16 protein-coding genes are annotated in these 25,360 nt (G+C 64.9%); 12 read left to right on the top strand and 4 right to left on the bottom strand.

Annotation, left to right across the window (positions count from 1 at the left end; all coding sequences use genetic code 11):
• The first annotated feature begins 79 nt into the window (after positions 1–79).
• The 6 genes from MTX21_RS06440 to MTX21_RS06415 all read left to right on the top strand — a co-directional run bounded on the left by MTX21_RS06440 (position 80) and on the right by MTX21_RS06415 (position 11,266).
• Complete coding sequence (locus tag MTX21_RS06440; protein ID WP_280963986.1) at positions 80–5,284, top strand: alpha-2-macroglobulin; 5,205 nt, start codon at positions 80–82, stop codon at positions 5,282–5,284.
• Between the two features lie 99 nt (positions 5,285–5,383).
• On the top strand, positions 5,384–7,492 hold the full coding sequence (gene pbpC, locus MTX21_RS06435) for a penicillin-binding protein 1C (RefSeq protein ID WP_280963985.1): 2,109 nt from the start codon (positions 5,384–5,386) through the stop codon (positions 7,490–7,492).
• 50 nt (positions 7,493–7,542) lie between these two features.
• Positions 7,543–9,285, top strand: a complete 1,743-nt coding sequence (locus MTX21_RS06430; RefSeq protein ID WP_280963984.1) for a glycosyltransferase family 39 protein — start codon at positions 7,543–7,545, stop codon at positions 9,283–9,285.
• Position 9,286: 1 nt separating this feature from the next.
• Positions 9,287–10,132 carry a phosphatase PAP2 family protein gene (locus tag MTX21_RS06425; protein ID WP_280963983.1) on the top strand — a complete coding sequence of 282 codons (846 nt, stop codon included), beginning with the start codon at positions 9,287–9,289 and terminating at the stop codon, positions 10,130–10,132.
• Positions 10,133–10,196: 64 nt separating this feature from the next.
• Positions 10,197–10,931 carry a glycosyltransferase family 2 protein gene (locus MTX21_RS06420; RefSeq protein WP_280963982.1) on the top strand — a complete coding sequence of 245 codons (735 nt, stop codon included), beginning with the start codon at positions 10,197–10,199 and terminating at the stop codon, positions 10,929–10,931.
• On the top strand, positions 10,928–11,266 hold the full coding sequence (locus tag MTX21_RS06415; RefSeq protein ID WP_280963981.1) for a lipid-A-disaccharide synthase N-terminal domain-containing protein: 339 nt from the start codon (positions 10,928–10,930) through the stop codon (positions 11,264–11,266). The genes MTX21_RS06420 and MTX21_RS06415 overlap by 4 nt, the downstream gene beginning before the upstream one ends.
• A 14-nt stretch (positions 11,267–11,280) precedes the next feature.
• Here MTX21_RS06415 and MTX21_RS06410 read toward each other — a convergent pair whose 3' ends face one another.
• A complete protein-coding gene (locus tag MTX21_RS06410; RefSeq protein ID WP_280963980.1) occupies positions 11,281–12,969 on the bottom strand; it encodes a Na/Pi cotransporter family protein in 1,689 nt (562 codons plus the stop codon).
• Between the two features lie 133 nt (positions 12,970–13,102).
• On the bottom strand, positions 13,103–14,296 hold the full coding sequence (metC, locus tag MTX21_RS06405) for a cystathionine beta-lyase (protein WP_280963979.1): 1,194 nt from the start codon (positions 14,294–14,296) through the stop codon (positions 13,103–13,105).
• Positions 14,297–14,675: 379 nt separating this feature from the next.
• On the opposite strand from metC, the gene MTX21_RS06400 reads away from it, so the two are divergent.
• The 4 genes from MTX21_RS06400 to MTX21_RS06385 are packed head-to-tail and all read left to right on the top strand — an operon-like array spanning position 14,676 to position 19,192.
• Entirely contained in the window at positions 14,676–15,692 is a 1,017-nt protein-coding gene (locus MTX21_RS06400; RefSeq protein WP_280963978.1) for an amino acid ABC transporter substrate-binding protein, read from the top strand.
• A 25-nt stretch (positions 15,693–15,717) separates the two neighbouring features.
• On the top strand, positions 15,718–16,923 hold the full coding sequence (locus tag MTX21_RS06395; protein ID WP_280963977.1) for an ABC transporter permease subunit: 1,206 nt from the start codon (positions 15,718–15,720) through the stop codon (positions 16,921–16,923).
• A complete protein-coding gene (locus MTX21_RS06390; RefSeq protein ID WP_280963976.1) occupies positions 16,920–18,440 on the top strand; it encodes an amino acid ABC transporter permease in 1,521 nt (506 codons plus the stop codon). The genes MTX21_RS06395 and MTX21_RS06390 overlap by 4 nt, the downstream gene beginning before the upstream one ends.
• 11 nt (positions 18,441–18,451) lie before the next feature.
• Positions 18,452–19,192: an amino acid ABC transporter ATP-binding protein gene (locus tag MTX21_RS06385; protein WP_280963975.1), complete on the top strand. Its 741-nt coding sequence runs from the start codon at positions 18,452–18,454 to the stop codon at positions 19,190–19,192.
• Positions 19,193–19,260: 68 nt separating this feature from the next.
• Here MTX21_RS06385 and MTX21_RS06380 read toward each other — a convergent pair whose 3' ends face one another.
• Positions 19,261–20,295, bottom strand: a complete 1,035-nt coding sequence (locus MTX21_RS06380) for a cysteine synthase A (RefSeq protein WP_280963974.1) — start codon at positions 20,293–20,295, stop codon at positions 19,261–19,263.
• 84 nt (positions 20,296–20,379) lie between these two features.
• A complete protein-coding gene (locus MTX21_RS06375; protein ID WP_280963972.1) occupies positions 20,380–21,609 on the bottom strand; it encodes a cyclopropane-fatty-acyl-phospholipid synthase family protein in 1,230 nt (409 codons plus the stop codon).
• Between the two features lie 894 nt (positions 21,610–22,503).
• Between MTX21_RS06375 and MTX21_RS06370 the strand changes: the two genes are divergently transcribed.
• Positions 22,504–23,955: an efflux transporter outer membrane subunit gene (locus MTX21_RS06370; protein WP_280970985.1), complete on the top strand. Its 1,452-nt coding sequence runs from the start codon at positions 22,504–22,506 to the stop codon at positions 23,953–23,955.
• Entirely contained in the window at positions 23,945–25,345 is a 1,401-nt protein-coding gene (locus MTX21_RS06365) for an efflux RND transporter periplasmic adaptor subunit (protein WP_280963971.1), read from the top strand. The genes MTX21_RS06370 and MTX21_RS06365 overlap by 11 nt, the downstream gene beginning before the upstream one ends.
• Positions 25,346–25,360: the final 15 nt, after the last annotated feature.

The following is a 25,360-nucleotide window of genomic DNA, read 5'->3' as shown; positions in this document are numbered from 1 at the left end:
TGGTTCCATCGCCTTGAGTCCGTCACCTTTCCGCGCACTTCATTTTTGCGCGGCTTGTCCGCGATCCCGGGAGTCCCTCATGATCAGTTTGGTTCGCGCCGTCACAATCTGCGCAACGCTCGCGTTCGGCCTTGCCGCAGCGCAGGCCGCGGACAAGGCTTTCAAGCGCGACGATCTCGCCGATTCCGCGATCAAGCTGGAGGCCCAGATCAAGAGCGAAGCGGGGCCAGTTGCCAAGACCAGCGCGACGCTGCGTACTGACGCGGAGACCGCGTTCCGGCGCAACGATGTCCGCAGCGGCCTGTTGATTCTCGGCCAGATCGCTGCGACCACGCCCGAGGACGCCGGCAACTGGCTGCGGCTTGCGAAGGTCGTGTTCCAGATCACCCCGAAGAGCTCCAGCGAGCAGACGTTCCTGCTGGAGCGCTCCTCCACTGCCGCCTACATCGCCTATCTGCGGGCCGGCAATGCCGGGGAGGAGGCCGACGCGCTTGCGGTGCTCGGCAAATCGCTCGCCGAGCGCAAGCTGTGGCGACCGGCGCTGGATGCGCTGCGACTGTCGCTCGACCTGCGTGAGGTCGCCGACGTCCGCGGCCAATATGAGAAACTGCGCGACGAGCACGGCTTCCGGCTGCTCGACTACACCGTGGACTCGGATTCGGCGAGCCCGCGGGCCTGTTTCCAATTCTCCGAGGAGCTTGCCAAGCGCACCGACTTCACGCCGTTCCTGGCGCTCGCGGGGCAAGACAAGCCGGCGCTGTCGGCCGAGGACAAGCAGCTCTGTGTCGACGGGCTGAAGCACGGCGAGCGCTACAACATCAATTTGCGCGCTGGTCTGCCGTCGACCGTCAAGGAGGGGCTGCCGAAATCGGCCGAGTTCAACATCTATGTGCGCGACCGCAAGCCGTTCGTGCGCTTCACCAGCCGCGCCTATGTGCTACCGCGCACCGGTCAGCGCGGCATTCCGGTGGTTAGCGTCAACACGCCCGCGGTCAACATCAACGTGTTCCGAATCGGCGACCGCAACCTGATCAACACCGTCGTCGACAGCGACTTCCAGAAGACGCTGTCGAAATACCAGCTCTCGGATCTTGGCGACGAGCGAGGCGTCAAGGTTTGGTCCGGCGAGCTGGCGACGGCCATGACGCTGAACCAGGACGTCACCACCGCTTTCCCGGTCGACCAGGCGCTCGGCGAACTCCAGCCCGGCGTCTATGTGATGACAGCCGCCGCCAAGGGGCCGGGCTCCGACGACGAGTACCAGCTTGCCACGCAATGGTTCATCGTCTCCGATCTTGGCGTGTCGGCCTATTCCGGCAATGACGGCATCCACGTCTTCGTCAACTCCCTGGCCTCGACCGACCCGGTCGCGAAGGCTGAGGTGCGGCTGGTCGCCCGCAACAATGAGATCCTGGCAACGCGCAAGACCGATGAGAGCGGCCACGTGCTGTTCGAGGCGGGGCTCGCGCGCGGCGAGGGCGGCCTGTCGCCGGCTTTGCTGACGGTCAGCGGCGAGAAGGCGGACTATGCTTTCCTCAGCCTCAAGACCAGCGCCTTCGACCTGTCCGATCGTGGCGTTGCTGGACGCGCGGTCCCGGCTGGCGCCGACGCCTTCGTCTATGCCGAGCGTGGCGTCTACCGCTCGAACGAGACGGTCTATCTCACCGCGCTGCTGCGCGACGGGCAGGGCAATGCCGTCGCTGGTGGCCCGCTGACGCTGGTGATCGAACGCCCCGATGGCGTCGAATTCCGCCGCGCCGTGCTGTCCGACCAGGGCGCCGGCGGCCGGTCGCTTTCCGTGCCGCTCAACTCGGCCGTCCCGACCGGGACGTGGCGGGTGCGTGCCTTCACCGATCCCAAGGGCGCCTCGGTTGGTGAGACCACCTTCATGGTCGAGGACTATGTCCCAGACCGGATCGAATTCGATTTGTCCGCCAAAGACAAGCTGATCAAAGCTAACGCTCCTGTAGAGCTCAAGGTCGATGGCCATTTCCTCTATGGCGCGCCGGCTTCGGGCCTGCAGCTCGAGGGCGACATGCTGGTCGCACCCGCCGCCGAGCGGCCTGGCTTTGGCGGATACCAGTTCGGCGTCGCCGACGAGGAGACCACTTCGAACGAGCGCACACCGCTGGAGAACCTGCCCGAGGCCGATGCCAATGGCGTTGCGACGTTCCCGGTGACGCTGGACAAGCAGCCGGCCTCGACGCGTCCGCAGGAGGCACAGATCTTCGTCCGCATGTCCGAGACGGGCGGACGCGCCGTCGAGCGCAAGCTCGTGCTGCCGGTCGCGCCCGTCGCGGCGATGATCGGCGTCAAGCCGCTGTTCGGCGACAAAAGCGTCGCCGAGGGCGACAAGGCCGAGTTCGACGTCGTCTTCGTCTCGCCCGAAGGCAAGACGCTTCCCCGCGACGGCCTGCGCTACGAGCTCCTGAAGATGGAGTCGCGCTATCAGTGGTATCGCCAGAACAATTACTGGGAGTACGAGCCGGTCAAGTCGACTTCGCGTGTCGCCGACGGCGACCTCACCATCGCGGCCGACAAGCCGTCGCGCATCTCGCTCGCACCGCGGCCCGGCCGCTACCGCCTCGACGTGAAGTCGAACGATGCGGACGGCCCCGTGACCTCGGTGCAGTTCGACGTCGGCTGGTATTCCGAGGGCAGCGCCGACACGCCAGACCTGCTGGAAACCTCGACCGACAAGCCGCAATATGCGTCCGGCGACACCATGACGGTGTCGGTCAATGTCCGAACCGCCGGCAAACTCACCATCAACGTGCTTGGCGACCGTCTGCTCACGACACAGACCGTGGATGTCAAGGAAGGCACCGCTCAGGTCAAAATCCCCGTCGGCAAGGATTGGGGCACCGGCGCCTATGTGGTGGCGACGCTGCGCCGTCCACTCGATGCCGCCGCGCAGCGCATGCCGGGCCGGGCGATCGGCCTGAAATGGTTCGGCATTGACAAGCAGACCCGCACGCTGGCCGTGAAGCTGACACCGCCAGCGCTGATCCGGCCGAATTCGACGTTGAAGATTCCGGTCAAGCTCGACGGACTGAACCCTGGCGAGGACGCCAAGATCGTGATCGCGGCGGTCGACGTCGGCATCCTCAACCTTACCAACTACAAGCCGCCGGCGCCGGACGATTACTATCTCGGCCAGCGTCGCCTGACCGCGGAAATCCGCGATCTCTACGGCCAGCTCATCGACGGCATGCAGGGCACGCGCGGGCAGATCAAGTCTGGCGGCGATGCGGGTGCGGCCGAATTGCAGGGCTCCCCGCCGACGCAAAAGCCCCTCGCGCTCTATTCCGGCATCGTCACAGTCGGCGCTGACGGCAGCGCGAAAGTCAGCTTCGACATTCCGGAGTTCGCGGGCACCGCGCGGGTGATGGCGGTGGCGTGGACCGCCACAAAACTGGGTCGCGCCAACACCGACGTCGTGATCCGCGATCCCGTCGTGCTGACGGCAACGCTGCCGCGCTTCCTGCTCAACGGCGACCATGGCACGGTCAATCTCGAGATCGACAATGTCGAGGGACAGGCCGGCGACTACAAGATCAGCGTGAAAGCCGGCGGCCCGGTGAAGATGACCGGCAATCCCGCGACTACCGTCAAGCTTGCCGCCAAGCAGCGCAACTCGCTGTCGCTCGCGCTCGATGCGACGGCCGCGGGGCAGGCGACGCTCGACGTCGACATCGCGGGACCGAACGGACTTGCTCTCGCGCGCCACTACGCGCTTGACGTCAAGGCGGCGACCCAGGTGCTGGCGCGCCGCTCAATCCGCACGTTGGCGAAGGGCGAGAGCCTGACCCTGACTTCGGACATGTTCTCCGACCTGGTGCCGGGCACCGGTAGCGTCTCGATCTCGGCGAGCCTGTCGACTGCCCTCGATGCCGCGACCATCCTCAAGGCGCTGGATCGTTATCCCTATGGCTGCTCGGAGCAGATCACGAGCCGGGCCATGCCGCTGCTCTATGTCAACGAGCTTGCGGCCGGCGCGCATCTCGCCATGGACACTGAGGTCGATCAGCGCATCCGCGATGCGATCGAGCGGTTGCTGGCGCGCCAGGGCTCCAACGGCTCGTTTGGGCTGTGGTCGGCGGGTGGCGACGATGCCTGGCTCGACGCCTATGTGACCGACTTCCTGACCCGTGCCCGCGAGAGGGGCTTTGTGGTACCGGACGTGTTGTTCAAGAACGCGCTCGACCGCATCCGCAACTCCGTCGTCAACGCCAACGAGCCGGAGAAGGACGGCGGCCGCGATCTCGCCTACGGCCTCTATGTGCTCGCCCGTAACGGCGCAGCGCCCATCGGCGACCTCCGCTACCTCGCCGACACCAAGCTGAGCAACCTCGCAACGCCGATCGCGAAGTCGCAGCTTGCGGCGGCGCTTGCGCTGGTCGGCGACCGCAACCGCGCCGAACGCGTCTATGGCGCTGCGCTCGACAGCCTTGCGCCGAAGCCGGTGCTGGAGTTCGGCCGCACCGACTATGGCTCGCAGCTCCGTGATGCCGCAGCGCTCGTCTCGCTCGCAAGCGAAGGCAATGCGCCGAAGGCGACACTGACGCAGGCCGTCTCGCGGGTCGAGACCGCGCGCGGGCTGACGCCGTACACTTCGACGCAGGAGAATGCGTGGCTGGTGCTGGCGGCACGGGCGCTAGCCAAGGAGAACCTGTCGCTCGATGTCGATGGCCAGCCGGTCAAGACCGCGCTCTATCGCAGCTACAAGGCTGCGACGCTGGAGGGCAAGCCGCTGAAGATCAGCAACACCGGGGACGCACCAGTGCAGGCGGTGGTCTCGGTGTCGGGCTCGCCGGTCACGCCTGAGCCGGCCGCCTCCAACGGCTTCAAGATCGAGCGCAACTACTTCACGCTCGACGGCAAGCCCGCTGACATCAGCAAGGTCAAGCAGAACGACCGTTTTGCCGTGGTGCTGAAGATTACCGAAGCCAAGCCGGAGTACGGGCACATCATGGTGTCAGACTATCTGCCGGCAGGTCTGGAGATCGACAATCCGAGGCTGGTGTCGTCGGGCGACAGCGGTACACTGGACTGGATCGAGGACGGCGAGGAGCCGGAGGATACCGAGTTCCGCGACGACCGCTTCACAGCGGCGGTCGATCGGGCCTCGGACTCCAAGTCGGTCTTCACCGTCGCCTACATCGTGCGCGCGGTCTCCCCCGGCAAATACGTGCTGCCGCAGGCCTATGTCGAGGACATGTACAATCCCTCGCGCTATGGCCGCACGGGAACGGGCTCGGTCGAGGTGCGCGCGGCGAAGTGAGTAACGTGGATGAGTGACGCTCCGATAGGTCCACCAACTCCGCCGTCATGCCCGGGCCTGACCCGGGCATCCACGCGCTTTGGTGCCGCGGGACAAGACGTGGATGGCCGGGTCAAGCCCGGCCATGACGGAGTGCGGGGACATGCCGCTCGTGTCCTCTCAGCCCTAGCGCTCACCTTCATCCTCGCGATCATCGGCTTCGTCGCCTGGGTCTACTCCCTTGGCCCGCTGCCGCTCGAGCAGGCGCGCGCGGTCTCCACCACCATCGTCGACCGCAACGGAAAGCTGCTGCGCGCCTATGCTATGGCGGACGGTCGCTGGCGGCTGCCGGTCGACGCCAAGGCGAACGTCGATCCGACTTACCTGAAGCTGTTGCTCGCCTATGAGGACCAGCGCTTCGATGCCCATGGCGGCGTCGATCCGCTCGCGCTTGGGCGCGCCGCGGCGCAGCTTGCGACGCGCGGGCACATCGTGTCGGGCGGCTCGACCATCACCATGCAGCTCGCGCGGTTGATGGAGCCGCGACGGCAGCGCTCGGTTTACGCAAAACTGCACCAGATCGTGCGCGCGATCGAGCTGGAACGGACCCTGACCAAGGACCAGATCCTCGATCTCTATCTCGCGCTCGCGCCCTATGGCGGCAATCTCGAAGGCATCCGCGCCGCCTCGATCGCCTATCTCGGCAAGGAGCCGAAGAGGCTGTCGCTGGCGGAGGCTGCGCTTCTGGTCGCGCTGCCGCAATCGCCGGAGACGCGGCGGCTCGATCGCCATCCCGAGGCCGCCCGCATTGCGCGCGACCGCGTGCTCGATCGCATGGTCGAGGAACATCAGGTCAGCGCCGAGGATGCGAAGCAGGCCAAGGCTGTCCCGATACCGAAGCTGCGCAAGCCGATGCCGATCCTGGCGCCGCACGCTTCCGACACCGCGCTTGCGACGATGAAGGATACGCCCGTCATCAAGCTCACGTTAGACGCCAATCTCCAGAAGGTGCTGGAGTCGCTGGCGCGCGACCGCGCCATTGCGCTGGGAGCGAACATCTCGGTCGGCATCATCGTCGTCGACAATGAGAGCGGTGACGTGCTCGCGCGCATCGGATCCGCCGATTACTTCGACGACAGCCGGGCGGGGCAGGTCGACATGACTCGCGCCGTCCGCTCGCCGGGCTCGACGCTCAAGCCGTTCATCTACGGCCTCGCCTTCGAGGACGGGTTCGTCCATCCCGAGAGCCTGATCGACGACCGGCCGGTCCGCTTCGGCTCCTACGCGCCGGAAAATTTCGACATGACGTTCCAGGGCACGGTGCCGGTGAGGAAGGCGCTGCAACTGTCCCTGAACGTGCCGGCGATCGTGCTGCTCGATCGCGTCGGATCGAGCCGGCTGGCGTCGCGGCTGCGGCAGGCCGGCGGCAATCTTGTCTTGCCCAAGGAGGAGGCGCCCGGTCTCGCGATGGGGCTCGGCGGTGTCGGCGTGACGCTCCAGGACCTGGCGCAACTTTATACAGGCTTCGCGCGGCTCGGCACCACAAAGCCGCTGCGTGAGGTCATGACCGGCAAGGACGACCGCGAGCCGATGCGGCTGCTCGATCAGGTAGCGGCTTGGCAGGTCGGCAATGTGCTGCTGAGCACGCCACCGCCGGAGAACGCCGTCCATAACCGGATCGCCTTCAAGACCGGTACCTCCTACGGCTACCGCGACGCCTGGTCAGTCGGGTTCGACGGCCGCATGACCATCGGCGTCTGGGTCGGCCGGCCCGACGGGGCGCCGGTTCCCGGCCTGATTGGCCGCGTGGCCGCCGCGCCGATCCTGTTCGACGCATTTGCTCGGACCGGCAAATTGCCGGCGCCGCTGCCCAAGCCGCCGAAGGGAACCCTGGTTGCCAGCAACACCAAACTGCCATTGCCCCTGAAGCGGTTCCGCCCGGTGGGCGAGCTGGTCCGGACCGGGGGTGAGCAGGCCCTCCACATCCAGTTCCCACTGAACGGCTCTCGGATCGACGTCGATCGCTCCGGTGGGGTTGAAGCGGCCGCCATGCCGGTCAAGGTGGCCGGTGGGGTCCTGCCGATGACGATCCTGGTCAATGGCACGGCGCTCGGCGAAATCGACGGCCGGCGCCAGCTCCTGATCGATCCGCCCGGTCCGGGCTTTGCCCGCCTGACCGTCATCGACGCCACGGGCGCCGCGGACACAGTTGTCATTCGAATTCAATGATGTCGGCTTAAGCGGTTGTGGCGATGGCGGTTTCAGCGTAAGCGGAACCAATGGCCGAGACCTACCCAAGCCCCCGTTTTGGAGCGCCGCGCGAGCCGAAATCCCCGGCGAATCCGGGCAGTCGACTGGTGCGCCTGATCGATATCGCTACCGCCAGCCACGCCCGGGCCGTCGGCTTCCTGGTGCTGTGCGCGCTGCTGCTCTTCCTGCCCGGCTTCTTCACCATCCCGCCGATCGACCGCGACGAGGCGCGCTTTGCGCAGGCCACCAAGCAGATGGTCGAGAGCGGCGACTATGTCGATATCCGCTTCCAGGATGACGTCCGGTACAAGAAGCCGGTCGGCATCTACTGGCTGCAATCCGCCGCCGTTGAAACCGCCACGGCGCTGCGGCTGCCGAAGGCCGAATTGCGCATTTGGGTCTATCGGCTGCCTTCACTGATCGGCGCGATCGGCGCTGTGCTAATGACCTACTGGACCGCGCTCGCCTTCGTCACGCGGCGCGCCGCGGTGCTGGCGGCGCTGATGATGTGCGCCTCGGTCCTGCTCGGCGTCGAGGCGCGGCTCGCCAAGACCGACGCGATGCTGCTGTTCTGTGTGGTCGCGGCGATGGGGGCGATGGCGCGTGCCTACCTGTCCTGGCAGCGCGCCGAGGATGAGATGCATCCGCCCTGGAGCTGGCCCGCGATCTTCTGGACCGCGCTGGCCGTGGGCATCCTGATCAAGGGCCCGCTGATCCTGATGTTCGCAGCCCTCACCGTGGTCGTGCTCGCGATTCAGGACCGCGATTCCTCGTGGCTGTGGCGGCTGCGCCCGGTCTGGGGCCTGATGTGGATGCTGGTGCTGGTGCTGCCGTGGTTCATCGCGATCTTCTGGCGCGCGGGCGATGCCTTCTTTGCCGATTCCGTCGGCGGCGACATGCTGAGCAAGCTCGGCGCCCAGGAATCCCATGGCGCGCCGCCCGGGCTCTATCTAGTTCTGTTTTGGATCACCTTCTGGCCGGGCGCGCCGCTCGCGGCAATGGCGGCACCCGCGGTCTGGCGCGCGCGCCGCGAGCCCGGTGCGCAATTCCTGCTGGCCTGGTTGATCCCATCCTGGATCGTGTTCGAGGCGGTGCTGACCAAGCTGCCGCATTACGTGCTGCCGCTCTATCCGGCGATCGCGATCCTCACCGTCGGTGCGCTGGAGCGGCGGGTGCTGTCGCGGTCCTGGGTGATGCGTGGCTCGGCCTGGTGGTTCGCGATCCCCGCGGCCACCTCGATCGTCGTTGTGGTTGGTGCGGTCATGCTGACCCGTCAGCCCGCCTTCGTGGCCTGGCCATTCATCGCGGCGTCCCTGATCTTCGGCCTGTTTGCCTGGTGGCTCTACGACAACAACCGAGCGGAGCGCTCGCTGCTCAACGCGCTGGTCGCCGCGCTGATGCTGGCGGTCGCGGTCTACGGCATCGTGCTGCCATCGCTGACGCCGCTGTTCCCAAGCATCGAGATCGCGCGCGCTCTTCGTAACGTCACCTGCGTCGGGCCGAAGGCCGCCTCGGCCGGCTATCACGAGCCGAGCCTCGTGTTTCTGACCGGCACCCAGACGCTGCTGACCGACGGCTCGGGCGCTGCGGATTTTCTCAGGCAAGGGAGCTGCCGCTTCGCCCTGATCGAGCAGCGCTCGGAGCGCAGCTTCGTGCAGCGCGCCGAAGCGATCGGGCTGCGCTACAAGGTCGGCGCACGGATCGACGGCTATAATTTCTCGCAAGGGCGCGCGATCTCGATTTCGATCTTCCGCTCGGAGGGCACCGAGTAGGATGTCGACACCGGCCGACATCGCGCCGCGCGCGAGCTATCCGGCGCAACTGGCGACCGTGTCCTGGCGCGCGCTGGCGCAGCTTGTGCGCGCGCCGTCGCATTCGCGCCGGGCCGAGGCCGCACGTAGGCTGGCGCGGCATTCGCTCTGGCTCAGCGCGGCGGGAGCGGCCGTGATCATCGCCCTGATGATCGCCTTCGATTCTGCCGAGATCCAGTTGATGCCCGCACGCGGTACGCCCGGCCTGTGGCCCATCCGTATCCTCACCGATTTCGGCAAGGACGAGTATGTGCTCTCGGTGCTAGGGGTTTCGCTGGTGGCTGTGGCGCTCGTTGCGACGGGGGTTCACGGCACCCGCCGAGCGCTACTGCTTGGCTTCGGCACTCGGCTGCAGTTCATGTTTCTGTCTGTTGCCGTATCAGTGCTCGTCGCCGAGATCCTGAAATATCTCATCGGCCGCGGAAGACCATTTGTGGGCGGCGAGGCCAATCCGTTCAACTTCATACCGTTCGAGGGTACGGGGGCTTATGCCAGCCTGCCGTCGGGCCATGCGGTGACGGCGTTCGCATTGGCGTTTGCGGTCAGCGCGTTGTGGCCGCGCCTACGCGTGTTCATGTTCACCTACGCAGTCGTCATCCTACTGACGCGGCTGGTGCTGCTCGCGCATCACCCGAGCGACGTCGTGGCCGGCGCCCTGGTCGGCGTGGTCGGCGCCATGGCGGTCCGCTACTGGTTCGCGGCTCGCAGGTTGGGCTTTGCGATTCGCGCCGACGGCACCATCGTGCCCCTTCCGGGAGCGGGCGCGGGATGCCTTAAAAGGGTTGCTCGCGGGGCATCCGCCCCATAAAAGCTGCTGCCTGCCGGGGGGTGCCGGTTCCCGGGGAAGCCCTATTCCAACCACGAGCTCCGATTTGTCGTCGTCCCAGCCTTCGGTTTCCATCGTCGTTCCCGTGCGCAACGAAGCCGACAACATTGCGCCCCTGATCGAGGAGATCACTGCGGCGCTGGACGGCCGCTGGGCCTATGAGATCATCTACGTCAACGACGGCTCGACGGATGCAACCGGCGAGCGCCTCTCTGCCGTGATGAAGCAGCGGGACAATCTGCGGCAGCTCCGCCACGCCAAGTCGGGGGGCCAGTCGGCGGCGGTGCGCAGCGGCGTGCGCGCGGCGCGCGGCTCGATCGTGGCGACGCTCGATGGGGACGGCCAGAACAATCCGGCCTTTCTGCCTGACCTGATCGCTGCGATCGAGAAGGGGGCACACGTCGGTCTTGCCGCCGGTCAGCGGGTTGGACGCAAGGACACCGGCTTCAAGAAACTGCAGTCACGCATCGCCAACGGCGTGCGCAACGCGATCCTCAAGGACGGCACGCGCGATACCGGCTGCGGGCTGAAGGCGTTCCGGCGCGAAGTGTTCCTGATGCTGCCCTATTTCGACGGGCTGCACCGCTTCCTGCCGGCGCTGGTGCGCCGTGAAGGCTACGAGATCGCCTATGTCGACGTGATCGACCGGCCGCGCCATTCCGGCGTGTCGAACTACGGTTTCTTCGACCGACTGTGGATCGGGATCATGGATCTCGCCGGCGTGTGGTGGTTGATCCGCCGCAAGAAGCCGACACCGGATGTGGCTGAGGTGACGGCATGATCATCCAATACGGTCAGGCGCTGAGCAATTATCTCTACGACGTCTTCGTCGCCAAGTTCGATTTCTGGCTGGCGTTCGGCCTCGTCGCGCAGTTGTTCTTCACCGCTCGTTTTCTGGTGCAGTGGATCGCGAGCGAGCGCGCCGGCAACAGCGTGGTGCCCATGGCGTTCTGGTTCTGCTCGATGGGCGGTGGTTTGATGACGTTGGTCTACGGCATCGTGAAGCGCGAGCCGGTCATCATCCTCGGGCAGGCCCTCGCGACCATCATCTACGTTCGCAACATCATGTTGATCTGGAAGAACCGCGGCAGCGGCTCGAAGACGCTCGATCGCTGAGCAAAGGCACTAAATTAGCGCAGCGCCGACGCCGCACCGGAGGCGGGCAGGGCGGCTTGATCCGATTCGTTCCTGCGATAGGGCTCTCCCGCCGCATCAAGCACGGGATAGGCCACCGAGCATATGTGCGAGTGGATGCGACGCAGATCGCGCAGCACGTCCAGATGCAGCGACGTGGTCTCGATGGTCTCGGGGCGGCCCTCGCGCAGGCGGTCGAGGTGGCGCTCGACTGCAGCGAGCTCGGTGTTCCTTAGCGCAGTCTTCTCCACAAGCAGCTTGCGCGCCTCGTTGGCATCGCCCGACATGAACACGCCGAAGGCGATCCGTAGCGAATCCATTGTCCGCTTGTGGAAGGCGGCGAGCTCCTCGGCGCCCTCAGCCGAGAACTGGAGGCGCCGCTTGATCTTCTTGGTCGCGAGTTCGCTCAGGTTCTTGTCGATGATATCGCCGATATGCTCGAGATTGATGGCGAAGGAGATGATCTCCATCGCGCGCCGGCCCTCGCTCTCGTCGAGGCTGCCCCGCGTCAGTTTCGTCACGTAGAGCTTGATGGCCTCATCGAGGCCGTCGACGGCGTTGTCCATCTTCGAGACCTGGTCGACCAGCGCGCGGTCGCCCGTCGTCATCGCGGCCATCACTTTTCGCAGCATGATCTCGACGAAATCGCCCATCCGAAGGGTCTCGCGGGCGGCGTCGGCGAGCGCGAGCGACGGCGTCTCCAGCGCGCTCTCGTCGAGATAGCGCGGGCGGGCCGGGTCGGCCTCCTGTACGCGGTCCGGCAGCAGCCAGCTCAACAGACGCGACATGGTGTCGAGCAGGCCGATGAAGACGATGGCCGTGCCGACATTGAAGGCGATGTGGAAGGCGGCGGTCATCCTGGCGAGATCGGGCTGCCAGGCCTGCAGATGCCCGGCGATCACGCTCAGAAAGGGCAGTACGAGGGCGATCCCGATCACGCGATTGATGAGATTGCCGACCGGCAGGCGATAGCTCGCGGGATCATCGCGCCTGGCGCCCTCGAACACGGGATTGATGGCACTGCCGAGATTGGCGCCGAGCACCAGGGCGAGCGCCGCGTAAGGCGAGATGAACTGGGAATAGGCCAGCGACATGATCAGCAGCACGCTGGCGACGCTCGAATGCACCGCCCAGGTGAGGAGCGCGGCGATGACGATGCACAGCACGGGATCGCCCGTGATCGCCGACATCACGACCCGGACGCCGGGTGCGTTCTCGGCCGGCGCCAGCGTGTCGAGCAGGATGTGCAGTGACAGCAGCATCAAGCCGAGACCGATCGAGACGCGGCCGATGTCCTTGATCCGCGAGCGTGGACCGGCGCGGAAGGCAACGAGCCCGAGCACAAACAGCACCGGCGCGACGGCAGCGATGTTGAAGGACAGGACCTGGACGATCAGCGTCGTACCGACATTGGCGCCGAGCATGATGGCGAGCGCCGCAGCAAGGCTGACGAGGCCCTCGGCTGCAAACGAGCTGGTGATCAGGGCAGTTGCCGTGCTGCTCTGGAGCAGCGCAGTGAGCCCGAGGCCAGCGGCGAAGGCACTGAAGCGGTTGCCCAGCGCCTTTCCGAGCAGTCGCCGCAGGTCCGGACCGAACGCGCGCAAAATGCCGCTGTGGACCATGTGCAGGCCCCACAGCAACAGCGCAACACCGCCCATCAGATCGAGCAGAACCAACGTTCCCATGCTCCGTGTCCGGATTGGAGTCGAGGGGTCAGGCTAGCGCCAAACAGTCAGGGATCAATACATTTCTTGGCGCGTCGGCATTAACGCTTGCGACGGCAGCGCGTTCCGCAGGCGCGATGCCCGGTCCGCAGGCTCACATTGCCGCCCTGAGGGCAGCAAAGCCGCGATCGAGGTCGGCCTTGAGGTCGTCGACATTCTCGAGCCCGATGTGAAAGCGCAGCGTCGGTCCGCCCGGCGACCACTTGGTGGCCGTACGATAGCTGTCGCAGTCAAAGGGAATCACGAGACTCTCGAAGCCGCCCCAGGAATAGCCCATGCCGAACAGCTTGACGGTGTCGAGCATGGCGTCGACCGCTCTTTGCGGCGCGGGCTTCAGTACGATGCTGAACAGGCCGGAGGCGCCGGTGAAGTCGCGCTTCCAGATCGCGTGTCCCGGATCGGTTTCGAGCGCGGGGTGTAGCACCCGCGCGACTTCGGGCCGGCTCGCGAGCCAGCGCGCCATTTCGAGCCCTGAGCGATAGTGCTGGGCGAGGCGCACCGATAGTGTGCGCATGCCACGCAGCGCGAGGAAGACGTCATCCGGGCCGGCGCAGACGCCGAGCAGTCGGATGGTCTCTGCGACAAGCGGCCAGGCCTCGGCGTTGGCGGAGATCGTACCGAACATGATGTCGGAGTGACCGCCGATATATTTGGTGGCGGCCTGCATGCTGATGTCGACGCCTTGCTCGAGCGAGCGGTGATAGAGCGGCGTCGCCCAGGTGTTGTCGTCGATGACGAGCGCGCCGCGCGCATGGGCGGCGTCGGCGATGGCACGAATGTCGGGCATCTCGAAGGATTGCGAGCCCGGCGCCTCGACCAGCACCGCGCGGGTGTTGGGCTTGAACAGCGCGGCGACTCCCGCGCCGATCAGCGGATCGAAATACGTGGTCTCGACGCCGTAGCGGGCGAGCAGGCCGTTGCAGAAATTGCGCGAGGGACGATAGACGTTGTCGCAGACCAGCAGGTGATCGCCGGCCTTCAGCACGGCGAGCAGGGTGGTGCTGATCGCCGCGAGCCCCGAGGGAGCGATGCCGACGCCGGCGCATTGCGGCCCCTCCAGCGCCATCAGCGTCTCCTGGAGCGCCCGGGTGGTGGGGGTGCCGTGGCGGCCATACTGGAACTCGCCACGATGGGCATGCAGGTCCTCGGCGGTCGGATAGAGTACGGTCGAGCCGTGGACCACCGGCGGATTGACGAACCCCTTCTGCGCCTTGGTGTCACGGCCGGAGGTCACCAGCCGGGTCTCGGCATGCTGCTGAAGGGGGGCACCGCCCTGCGAAGAGTCCATGCGTCTGCTTTCAAAAGTTCGTTTCCGCGAAGACGCACGCGTGGCGCCCGCGGGCCGGCGGGAGGCCGCATCGTTAATAACAGAATACAGAAGAGTCCCGTCAACCCCTTGACCCGGCTCGCCAGTCGTTCTGTGATGCGCAGGTGCTATTCAGTCGCCGCATGTTGAGGGGCCTGCCGCGACCTTCGATCCATCGCCTGACCGGACCATGCGTCATAGCCACAACGGCAGGCGCCTGCGGGGATTGAGGGGTGGCCCTCCAGGATGGGTGGGTGTTCGGCAAAGCTTCACAGCATGACTCTTGCAAGGGACAGCCTTGGCAGAGACGATCCTGAGACAATAATCCTGACCTTGAGAAGACTTTGAAAGGCTTTAGCCCATGAAACGCGTAACTTTGGCTCTCACTCTTGCTCTCGCCGCAGGCCTGACGGCCCAGGCTGCCGACGCACAGACGCTCAAGACCGTCAAGGACCGGGGTGTGCTGTCCTGCGGCGTGAGCCAGGGCCTGCCGGGTTTTTCGTCGCCGGACGACAAGGGCAACTGGACCGGCCTCGACGTCGACGTCTGCCGCGCCATCGCGGCCGCCATCTTCAACGATCCGTCCAAGGTCAAATACGTGCCGACCTCCGCCAAGGATCGCTTCACGGCACTGCAATCCGGCGAAATCGACGTGCTGTCACGCAACACGACCTGGACCATCTCGCGCGACACCTCGCTCGGCGCCAATTTCACCGGCGTGACCTACTATGACGGGCAGGGCTTCATGGTGAAGAAGTCTCTCAAGGTGAACTCCGCGCTCGAGCTCAACAGCGCCTCGGTCTGCGTGCAGACCGGCACCACAACCGAACAGAACCTCGCCGACTACTTCAGGGCCAACAACATGAAGTACGAGGTGATCGCGTTTGGTACCAACGACGAAACCGTCAAGGCCTATGAAGCCGGCCGTTGCGACGTCTTCACCACGGACCAGTCGGGCCTGTACGCCAATCGTCTGAAACTCGCCAATCCCGCCGACCATATGGTGCTCCCGGAAATCATTTCGAAGGAGCCGCTCGGGCCGATGGTGCGCCACGGCGACGACCAGTGGTTCGACATCGTGAAATGGACGCTGTTCGCCATGATCACGGCCGAAGAGCTCGGCGTGACCTCGAAGAACGTCGACGAGAAGGCAAAAATGGAAAACCCGGAGATGAAACGCGTCCTCGGCACCGACGGCAATTTCGGCGAACAGCTCGGCCTGACCAAGGACTGGGTGGTGCGGATCGTGAAAGCCGTCGGCAACTACGGCGAGGTCTTCGACCGCAACGTCGGCTCCGGCTCGCCGCTCGGCATCAATCGCGGCCTCAACAATCTCTGGAATAAGGGCGGTCTCCAGTACGCTCCGCCAATCCGCTGATCCCGCCTGATCCGCGGCTGCGGCGATGAACACCGAGCCCCGTAAACCGCCGCTGCAAATCGCGCTGAAGATCAGGCGCGTGCTTGGCGGCAAGGCCGGCTGGAACGGCGTTGCCGTCCAGTTTGCCTTCGCGGCGGTGCTGGGCTGGATCGGCTATGAGATCATCTCCAATGCCCGTGCCAACCTGGAAAACCAGCACATTGCCGCGGGATTCGGCTTCCTCAGGAACAATGCGGGCTTCGACGTCAATCAGACCCTGATCTCCTATACGGGCTCGGACACGTTCCTGCGGGTGTTCGTGGTCGGGCTTCTGAACACGCTCGTGGTCTCGGTGGTGGGCATTGTCTTCGCCACCGTGATCGGTTTTATCGTTGCGCTGTGCCGGCTTTCGCCCAGTTGGCTGCTGTCGCGCGTCGGCGGGATCTATGTCGAGGTCATCCGTAACCTGCCGCTCCTGTTCCAGATCCTGTTCTGGTACCTGGCGGTGCTTGCCGCCTTGCCAAATCCGCGGCAGAGCATTTCCCTCCTCGGCATCGCCTTCATCAGCAACCGCGGGCTGGTTATTCCCCGCCCGATCGGCGAATCCGGACTCGAGCCGTTTTTGACGACACTCGCATTCGGCATCATTGCCTCGCTTGTGTTGAGGGTCTATGCGCGGCGCGCGCTGTTTCGGTACGGCAGGATGATCGTCGTCTGGCCCTACGTGCTCGGCCTCCTGTTCGGGCTCCCGCTCGTCTCAATGCTGGTGTTCGGCCTGCCCTTCACCTTCGAGCTGCCGCAGCTCAAGGGCTTCAATTTCGCCGGCGGCTCGCGGATCATCCCGGAGTTCGTGGCGCTGACGGTGGCCTTGTCGACCTATACCGCCGCCTTCATCGCCGAAATCGTGCGTGCCGGCATCCTGTCCGTCCACAAGGGGCAGATGGAGGCGGGATCCTCGCTGGGCCTGAGCCGCGGCAACACGCTCCGGCTGATTGTCGTGCCGCAGGCGATGCGCGTCATCGTCCCGCCGCTGACCAACCAGTACCTCAACCTCACCAAAAATTCCTCGCTGGCGGTCGCGATCGGCTATCCTGATCTGGTTTCCGTGTTTGCCGGCACGTCGCTGAGCCAGACCGGGCAAGCGATCGAGATCATTGCCATGACGATGGGCGTATATCTGTTGATCTCGCTCATCACCAGCGCCGTCATGAGCATCTACGGTTGGCGCATCAGCCGGAGCCTGGGCGCATGAGCGATATCGCCTCGTCCTCCTTCGTCCGTCACGACTTGGTCGCCGAGCGTCCGGCGCCGGTGAAGACCACCGGTTTCATCGGCCTGATACGCACCCGTCTGTTCAATTCGCCGACCAACATTCTGCTCACGATAGTGGGCGGCTTGCTGCTCTGGTTCACCATCGTTCCCTCCGTCAAGTTCCTGATGGTTGACGCAGTCTGGACCGGCAACGACCGGACGGCCTGCCTGACCGAGAATGTCGGGTTTGCGGTTGGAGCCTGCTGGCCCTACATTCAGGCAAAGCTCCCGCAACTGATCTACGGTTTCTATCCGGAGGCCGAGCGTTGGCGGGTCAACCTCGCACTCATCCTGGCGGTGATCCTGCTATTGCCGCTGCTCGTTCCGCGCCTGCCGGCCAAGGGGCTGAACGCAGGCCTGTTCTTCTTCGCCTTGCCGGTGATCGCATTCTTCCTGCTGCATGGCGGCGGCATTACCGGCTTCGGTCTCAGTTGGACAGCCGGCCTGCTGCAATTGTTCGACGACAGCATCATCGGCGCCGGACAGGTCCTGCTCGGTCTCAGCAAGAACTCGGCGATCGCACCGCTCCTTTGGGCTGTCGGCCACCTCGTCATGCTGGTCGGTACCGCGATCTATTGGCTGATCTTCCCGCTGACCTGGCTTCGCGATCAGATCCAGGAGACGGGCCGCTCGGTGTGGGTCGATTTCGCCATCACCACAGCGGTCGTCTCCCTGATCGCCTTCTTCCTGGGCGGCGGCATTCGCACCGGTTGGCGCGCCCTGGCAGCGAGCATCGCCACCTTCATCGGCATTGCCGCGGTGATCAAGCTGATGGGGCTCGACCACGGCGGACTGCCAATCGTGCAGACAAATTTGTGGGGCGGTCTTCTGGTGACGCTGGTCGTCTCCGTGACCGGAATCGTCACCTCGTTGCCGATTGGCATCGCGCTGGCTCTTGGCCGCCGCTCAACCATTCCGCTGATCCGGATATTTTCGATCACCTTCATCGAGTTCTGGCGCGGTGTGCCGCTGATCACCGTACTGTTCTTCGCCACCTACATGCTGCCGCTGTTCCTGCCTGGCAATTTCACGGTCGACGGCCTCGTGCGCGCGCTGATCGGCATTGCGCTGTTCACGGGCGCGTATCAGGCCGAGAACGTCCGTGGCGGGCTCGCCGCGATACCACGCGGACAGGGGGAGGCCGCGGCGGCGTTGGGGCTATCCTGGTGGAAGACAACCTCATTGATCGTGCTGCCGCAGGCGCTGCGCCACGTCATACCGAACCTCGTCAACAGCTTCATCTCGCTGTTCAAGGATACCTCGCTGGTCTCGATCGTGGCACTGTTTGACCTTTTGGGCTCGTTGCGCGCATCGTTCTCGGATCCGAAATGGTCCACGCCATCCACTGCGTTCACGGGCTTTGCCTTCACCGGGATCATCTATTTCATGTTCTGCTTTGGAATGTCGCGCTACTCGCTCTTCGTCGAGCACCGTCTCAACGCCCACCGTCGCAACTGATCGAGTTCACCATGTCAGACAACCAGATCGTCAAGATTTCCGGTCTCAACAAGTGGTACGGCGACTTTCACGTGCTGCGCGACATCGACCTCGAGGTCGAGAAGGGCGAGCGCATCGTGATCTGCGGCCCTTCCGGCTCGGGCAAGTCGACGCTGATCCGCTGCATCAATGCGCTCGAGGAATTCCAGGAGGGCGAGATCGTCGTCGACGGCATCGAACTCGGGCCAAACCTCAAGCACATCGATGCGGTGCGCCGCGAGGTCGGCATGGTGTTCCAGAGTTTTAATCTATTCCCGCATCTGACCGTGCTGGACAATTGCACGCTGGCGCCGATCTGGGTCCGCAACATTCCCAAGAAGGACGCCGAGGCCACCGCGATGAGATTTCTGGAGCGGGTCAAGATCCCGCACCAGGCCAACAAGTTTCCGGGGCAGATGTCCGGCGGCCAACAGCAGCGCGTCGCGATCGCGCGGGCGCTGACAATGAATCCGAAGGTGATGCTGTTCGACGAGCCGACCTCGGCGCTCGACCCCGAAATGGTCAAGGAGGTGCTCGACACCATGGTCGACCTCGCCAAGGAGGGCATGACCATGCTGGTCGTCACTCACGAGATGGGCTTTGCGAAGGAAGTCGCCAACCGCGTGGTGTTCATGGATGCCGGCCAGATCATCGAGGCCAACACGCCCGGCGAGTTCTTCGCCCACCCGCAGCACGCGCGCTCGAAGCTGTTTTTGAGCCAGATCCTGCGTTAGGCGAATAGCGAATGGCCGGTAGCGAATTGGATGATCCATTCGCTATTCGCCACTCACCATTCGCCCACTTAGACGAACGGCGGCTTGATGTTGCTGCGCTTCTCCAGCCACTCCGGCACCGGCAAGTTCTTGGCGCGCATGAAGTCGGCATTGAACAGTTTTGACTGGTAGCGGCTGCCGGAATCGCAGAGCACGGTGACGATCGTCTTGCCCGGTCCGAGCTGCTTGGCGAGGTGCATCGCGCCGACGATGTTGATGCCGGTCGAGCCGCCGAGGCACAGGCCTTCGTGCTGGAGCAGCTCGTAGATCACGCTGACGGCTTCGGCGTCGGGAATGAGATAGGAATCATCGACCTTCGCGGTCTCGACGATCGCGGTCGCGCGGTTGAGGCCGATCCCCTCGGTGATCGAGCCGCCCGACGTGGCCTTGGCTTCGCCGGTCCTGAAATACTCGTACATGCCGGCGCCATGCGGATCGGCGCAGGCGATCCTGACGCTCTTGTTCTTCTCCTTGAGATAGCGGCTAACGCCGGCAAGCGTGCCGCCGCTGCCGACCGAGCAGACGAAGCCGTCGACCTTGCCGCCGGTCTGCTCCCAGATCTCCGGCCCCGTGGATTCGTAATGCGCCTTGGCGTTGTCGAGGTTGTTCCATTGGTCGGCGAACAGGACGCCGTTCGGCTCCTGCTTGCGCAATTCGTCGGCTAGGCGGCGGCCGACATGCTGGTAGTTGTTGGGATTGGCATAGGGCAGCGCCGGCACTTCGATCAACTCGGCGCCGCACAGCTTCAGGAAATCCTTCTTCTCCTGGCTCTGCGTCTCCGGGATCACGATCAACGTGCGATAGCCGCGGGCGCTAGCGACGACGGCAAGACCGATGCCGGTGTTGCCGGCGGTCGCTTCCACAACGAGACCGCCGGGCCGCAAATCGCCGCGCTTCTCCGCCTCCAGAATCATCCATTTGCCGGCGCGGTCCTTGACCGACTGGCCCGGATTCATGAACTCAGCCTTGCCCAGGATGGTGCAGCCGGTCAATTCCGAGGCTTGCTTGAGCTTGATGAGCGGGGTGTTGCCGATGGCTTCGACAACGTCATTTCGAATGGTCATGTCAGGCATTTACCGGTCGGTTTCGCAATTCGGGGTCGACCCTAAAGGAGGGTTGCCGGGCATACAAGCCGAGGCTTCGAACTGTCATTGCTGCTTTGCGAAGATGACCTGCCGGACGTCGATATTCCCGGACAGGAAGCCGGCCTCGCAATAAGAGAGATAGTACTCCCATAGCCGCCGGAACCGGTCGTCGAAGCCGAGCGGGGCGAGGTGTGGCCATGCCGAGCGGAAGTTATTTCGCCAGGTGGCAAGTGTCTTGGCATAATCTTGCCCGAAGATGCGCTCGCGGATGACAGGAACGCCGAACCGGTCCCCAAGCGACTTGAGCACGGCGGGCGAGGGCAGCATGCCGCCCGGAAACACGTAGCGCTGGATGAAGTCGACCTCGCGCCGGTAGCTCTGGAACAACTTGTCCTGGATGGTGATGGCCTGGATCCCGGCGAGGCCGCCTGGCAGCAGCCGATCACGCACCTGCGCGAAATATTTGGGCCAGAACTGCTCGCCGACGGCCTCGATCATCTCGATCGAGGCGATCCGGTCGTAGCGGTCGCGCTCGTCGCGATAATCCTGCAGACGGATCTCGACTTTCTCGGACAGGCCTGCTTCGTGAATTCGCTTCTGCGCAAAGTCGCGCTGCTCGGTCGAGATGGTCAACCCGACCACGCGCGCGCCAAAGGTTTTCGCGGCAAACTCGGCGAAGCCGCCCCAACCGCAACCGATCTCGAGCAGCTTCTGGCCAGGGCGGAGATCGAGCGCTTCGGCGAGCCTGCGGTACTTGTTGGTTTGCGCGGCCGTAAGATCGGCCGTGCTCTCCTCGAACAACGCCGAGGAGTAGGTCATGCTCGGATCGAGCCAAGCCGAATAGAATGCGTTGCCGATGTCGTAATGGGCGTGGATGTTGCGCCGCGCCTGGCGGCGGGTATTGCGGTTGAACCAGTGCCGGACCACCTGGACGAACCGGATCAGCGGCTTGTCGCGCAGCATGGTCCGGATCAGGTCGTGGTTGACGCAGAACACCAGGAGGAATTGGGTGAGGTCCGGCGTGTCCCAGTCACCGGCGAGATAGGCTTCCGCGATTCCGATGTCGCCGCCATTGATCAGCCGCGAAGCGAAGCCGAAATTATGCAGCCGCATAGTTGCATTCGGGCCGGCCTCCAGGCCGCCGAGCCGGATCACACGGCCATCCGGCAGAATGACGTCGAGTGTGCCGCGCCTCAGGCGCGAGCCGAAAGCCAGCGCGAGGCGAACGATGCGCGGCAGGTCGGCAAGCACCGTCTCCACATTGTCGGGGGTCACCGAGATGGCGTTCGGCATCGGCGGATCCATCACCTGAACTGGTTCAGGCTGACCGCGAGCCAGGCGCGCCCCATCCCGGCTTCTGTCGCTGGACCCAAGCGCGCCCCCCAAACGGTCAGCGGCGGACAATATAGGCGGGTGTTTTGTCGGCCGCCAAGATGGTTTCGTGGCGATGCTGCCAGCGACATTCCATCATGGGACCAGGCGTCCGCCCTTGCGTTGGAGCCGGTTTCAAGAGTGGGCAAGTCGCGCCATTTGAAACGCGCGAGCGGCGGGCACGGCGAAGCGCATGCACCTCGACGGTCTCGACGCCCAGATGGGCGAACATCGCGGGGATCGTTGAGCTCGTTGTAGCGTGATGCCGATCGCGATCGCGAACGGCGTGCCGCCGGGCGTGCAGCGGGCGGCCATATGCCTTCACGGCATAGCGGCGTGACGGCGTCCAGGCCACCGCATTGCCGGGCATGTCTGTTCCGACGACTGCAATGCGCGTGCGAAAGCGTTCCAGGCCCGATGTCGGGCCGGCTACGCTGTGGGGTTTCGGTGGCGTGCAAAACCGACGTCGGCGTCAGGGTGTCGTTGTGGCGGCAATATCAGATGAAATCTTGGTAAGCTGACGGCGCTGTGCGGCGTCGCGGAAATACAAAAAACCCTTGCGGCATGGGCACAATTTGCATTTCTGCGGTTTGGAGATCGCGCCTCACAAGTGTGCGTTTCGCTGTTGCGGGACTGTCCCGCGGTTCCGCACCCGGGTAGTATGGAATTAAGGTTCCAGGAAAGCATCACCGTTGTGAGCGAGTTAGACAAAGGCCCCCGACTGTCCCGCCGCGAATCGGCTATTCCGATGGCGCGGCGGCGGCTTGATCTGCCCGGCAGGGGGTGGATGTGACAGAGGAAGTCCCGGCGGTCGCCATGTGGCGATCCCTTGGTTCGGCTTCCCGGGCGCTGCGTGCGGCGCGCTGGCTCGCGGTGATGTGTCTTGCAGCAGGCTCGGGTGCTTGCGTGCTGACGCAGGATCTGCCCGATCCCGCGCTCGATGTGCCCGCAAAATATAAATATGCCGGCAAGCCCGACGCGCCGCCGACGCTGGATTGGTGGCGTGGCTTCCGCTCCACGGAACTGACGCAGCTTATGGAAGAGGCGCAGACGGTCAATCTCGACATCGCGGCCGCGGTGTCGCGAATCGTCGAGGCCGATGCCCAGGCGCGGCAGGCCGGCGCGGCGCTGCTGCCGAGCGTGTCGGGCACCGGATCGGAAACCTACTCACGCACGTCCGGCTCGAGCGCGTCGGGCCTTTCCATTGGCGGCCGCGAGGTCGTCAACTATTCGGCCTCGCTGAGCGCGAGCTATCAGCTCGACTTCTGGGGCCAGAACCGCGACGCGCTGCAGACGGCGGAAGAAACCGCCAATGCGAACCGTTTCGATCGGGACGTTGTCGCGCTGACGACGCTCGCAAGCGTCGCCAACGCTTATTTCCAGGTGCTGGCGTCGCAGGACCGCCTGCGGACTGCGCAGAGCAACATCGCGAGCGCGCAGCGCATCCTCGATGCCATCAAGGATCGCCGCAAGGCCGGCACCGGCACCGATCTTGACGTCGCGCAGCAGGAGAGCGTGCTGGGCAATCAGAAGGCGCTGGTGCCGCCGCTGCGCCAGACGCTCGACCAGAACGTCAATGCGCTCGCCGTACTGGTGTCGCGCCCGCCGGAGAGCGTACGCGTTCTCGGCGGCTCGCTGAACCGGATCGCGATTCCCAAGGTGACGCCGGGCCTGCCGTCTGAGCTGCTGACGCAGCGGCCCGACATACGACGGCAGGAGGCGCAGCTTGCCTCCGCGACCGCCAACATCGGCAATGCCCGCGCGCAGTTCTTCCCGAGCATCCAGCTCACCGGCAATGGCGGCTATCAGAGCTCGGCACTCACATCGCTGTTCCAGCCGCATGCGGCGTTCTTCCAGCTCGTCGGTAGCGCCACGCAGCCGATCTTCGACGGCGGCAGGATTCTGGGCAATTTCGAATTCGCCAAGGCGCGTCAGGACGAATTGCTGCAGACTTATCGCAAGACCATCGTCCAGGCCTTCGCCGACGTCGACAACGCGCTTTATTCGATCAGGCAGACGACGATCAGGTTGCAACTGCAGCGCGAGGTGGTCGCGTCGTCGCGTCGCGCCTTCGATCTTGCCGAGCAACAGTTGCGCGCTGGAACGGCCGACATCGTGGCCGTGCTGAACGTCCAGCAAACACTATTTCAGGCGGAAGATGCGTTATGGCAGGCGCAGCTCGCGCGGCTGCTGGCGATCGTCAGCCTGTACCAGGCGCTCGGCGGCGGCTGGGAGCCGAGGATGGAGAAACCGGTCAATGCTCTTTAAGCCGGATGCCAAGGAAGGCACGAAGGAGGCGATCGCGAAAAAATCCTCGCGCGGCCACGGCTTCGTCATGACGCTGATCACGCTCGCGATCCTCGGCGGCCTCGGCTATGTCGGCTGGACCGCGATGCATCAGCAGCCGCAGCAGGGCAATGGCCGCAACGCGCGGCCTGATCTGCCGGTGCCGGTGCTGGCGGCAACGCCGCGCATCCAGGATGTGCCGGTCTATCTCGATGGCGTCGGCGCGATCCGCGCCCTCAACACCGTGACCGTGCGCTCGCAGGTCGACGGCAAGCTGATCGCGGTCAACTTCACCGAAGGCCAGGACGTCAAGAAAGGCGATGTGCTCGCCGAGATCGATCCCGCGATCTACCAGGCTCAATACGATCAGGCGGTTGCGAAGAAGGCGCAGGACCAGGCCCAGCTCGCCAACCAGCGCATCGATCTGACGCGCTATGAGCAACTCGCCGCCTCCAACGCCGGCTCCAAGCAGCAGGCCGACACGCAGCGCGCGCTGGTCGCGCAGACCGAGGCACTGGTCAAGGCGGACCAGGCCGCGATCGACAATGCGGCGGCAACCCTGAGCTACACCAAGATCGTGGCGCCGATCTCGGGCCGCGCCGGCCTGCGCCAGGTCGACCAGGGCAACATCATCCACGCCGCCGACACCACCGGCCTCGTGGTGATCACGCAGCTTCAGCCGATCGCGGTGTGGTTCAGCCTGCCGCAGCAGCAGATCACCCGCGTCAACGCGGCTGCCGCCAAGGGCCGGCTCGCCGTCGACGTGTTCGGCAATGACGGCGTCACCGTGATCGATACCGGCAAGCTGACCGGCATCGACAACCAGGTCGACCAGACCACCGGCACGCTCAGGCTGAAGGCCGAGTTTCCCAACGCCAATTACCAGCTCTGGCCGGGTCAGTTCGTCAATGTCCGCCTTAAGGTCGAGACGCTGCCGCAGGCGCTGGTGGTGCCGACATCGGCGGTGCAGCGCGGTCCGATCGGGACCTTCAGCTACGTGATCGGCGAGGGCGATATCGTCTCGGCCAAGCCCGTGACCGTGACGCAGCAGAACGAGCATGACGCCGTGATCGCGAGCGGCTTATCGCCGAACGACCGGGTGGTCACCACGGGCTTTGCCAATTTGTCCGACGGCTCCAAGGTGGTCGTGGGCCGCGACGACCAGACCCCATCGGCCGATCTCGCCCCGCGCAAGCGCTCGCGCGGACCGCAGGGCAATGACGGGCAGAAGGGCGGCCAGACCAAGGATGGTCAGGCCAAGGACGGGCAGGAGCGCCGCGCCAAGCGAATGAATGGCGAGGGCGACCAGAAGGGCCAGACCGGGCCGGCGCAGGGGGCTGAATCATCGGGAGGTGGAGCGAAGCAGCCATGATCCCGACAACAGCCG

This window comes from Bradyrhizobium sp. ISRA430 (genome assembly GCF_029909975.1).
GTDB lineage: Bacteria > Pseudomonadota > Alphaproteobacteria > Rhizobiales > Xanthobacteraceae > Bradyrhizobium.
Note: the sequence above shows the minus strand (reverse complement) of the source record. Positions and strands in the feature narration are given on the sequence as shown.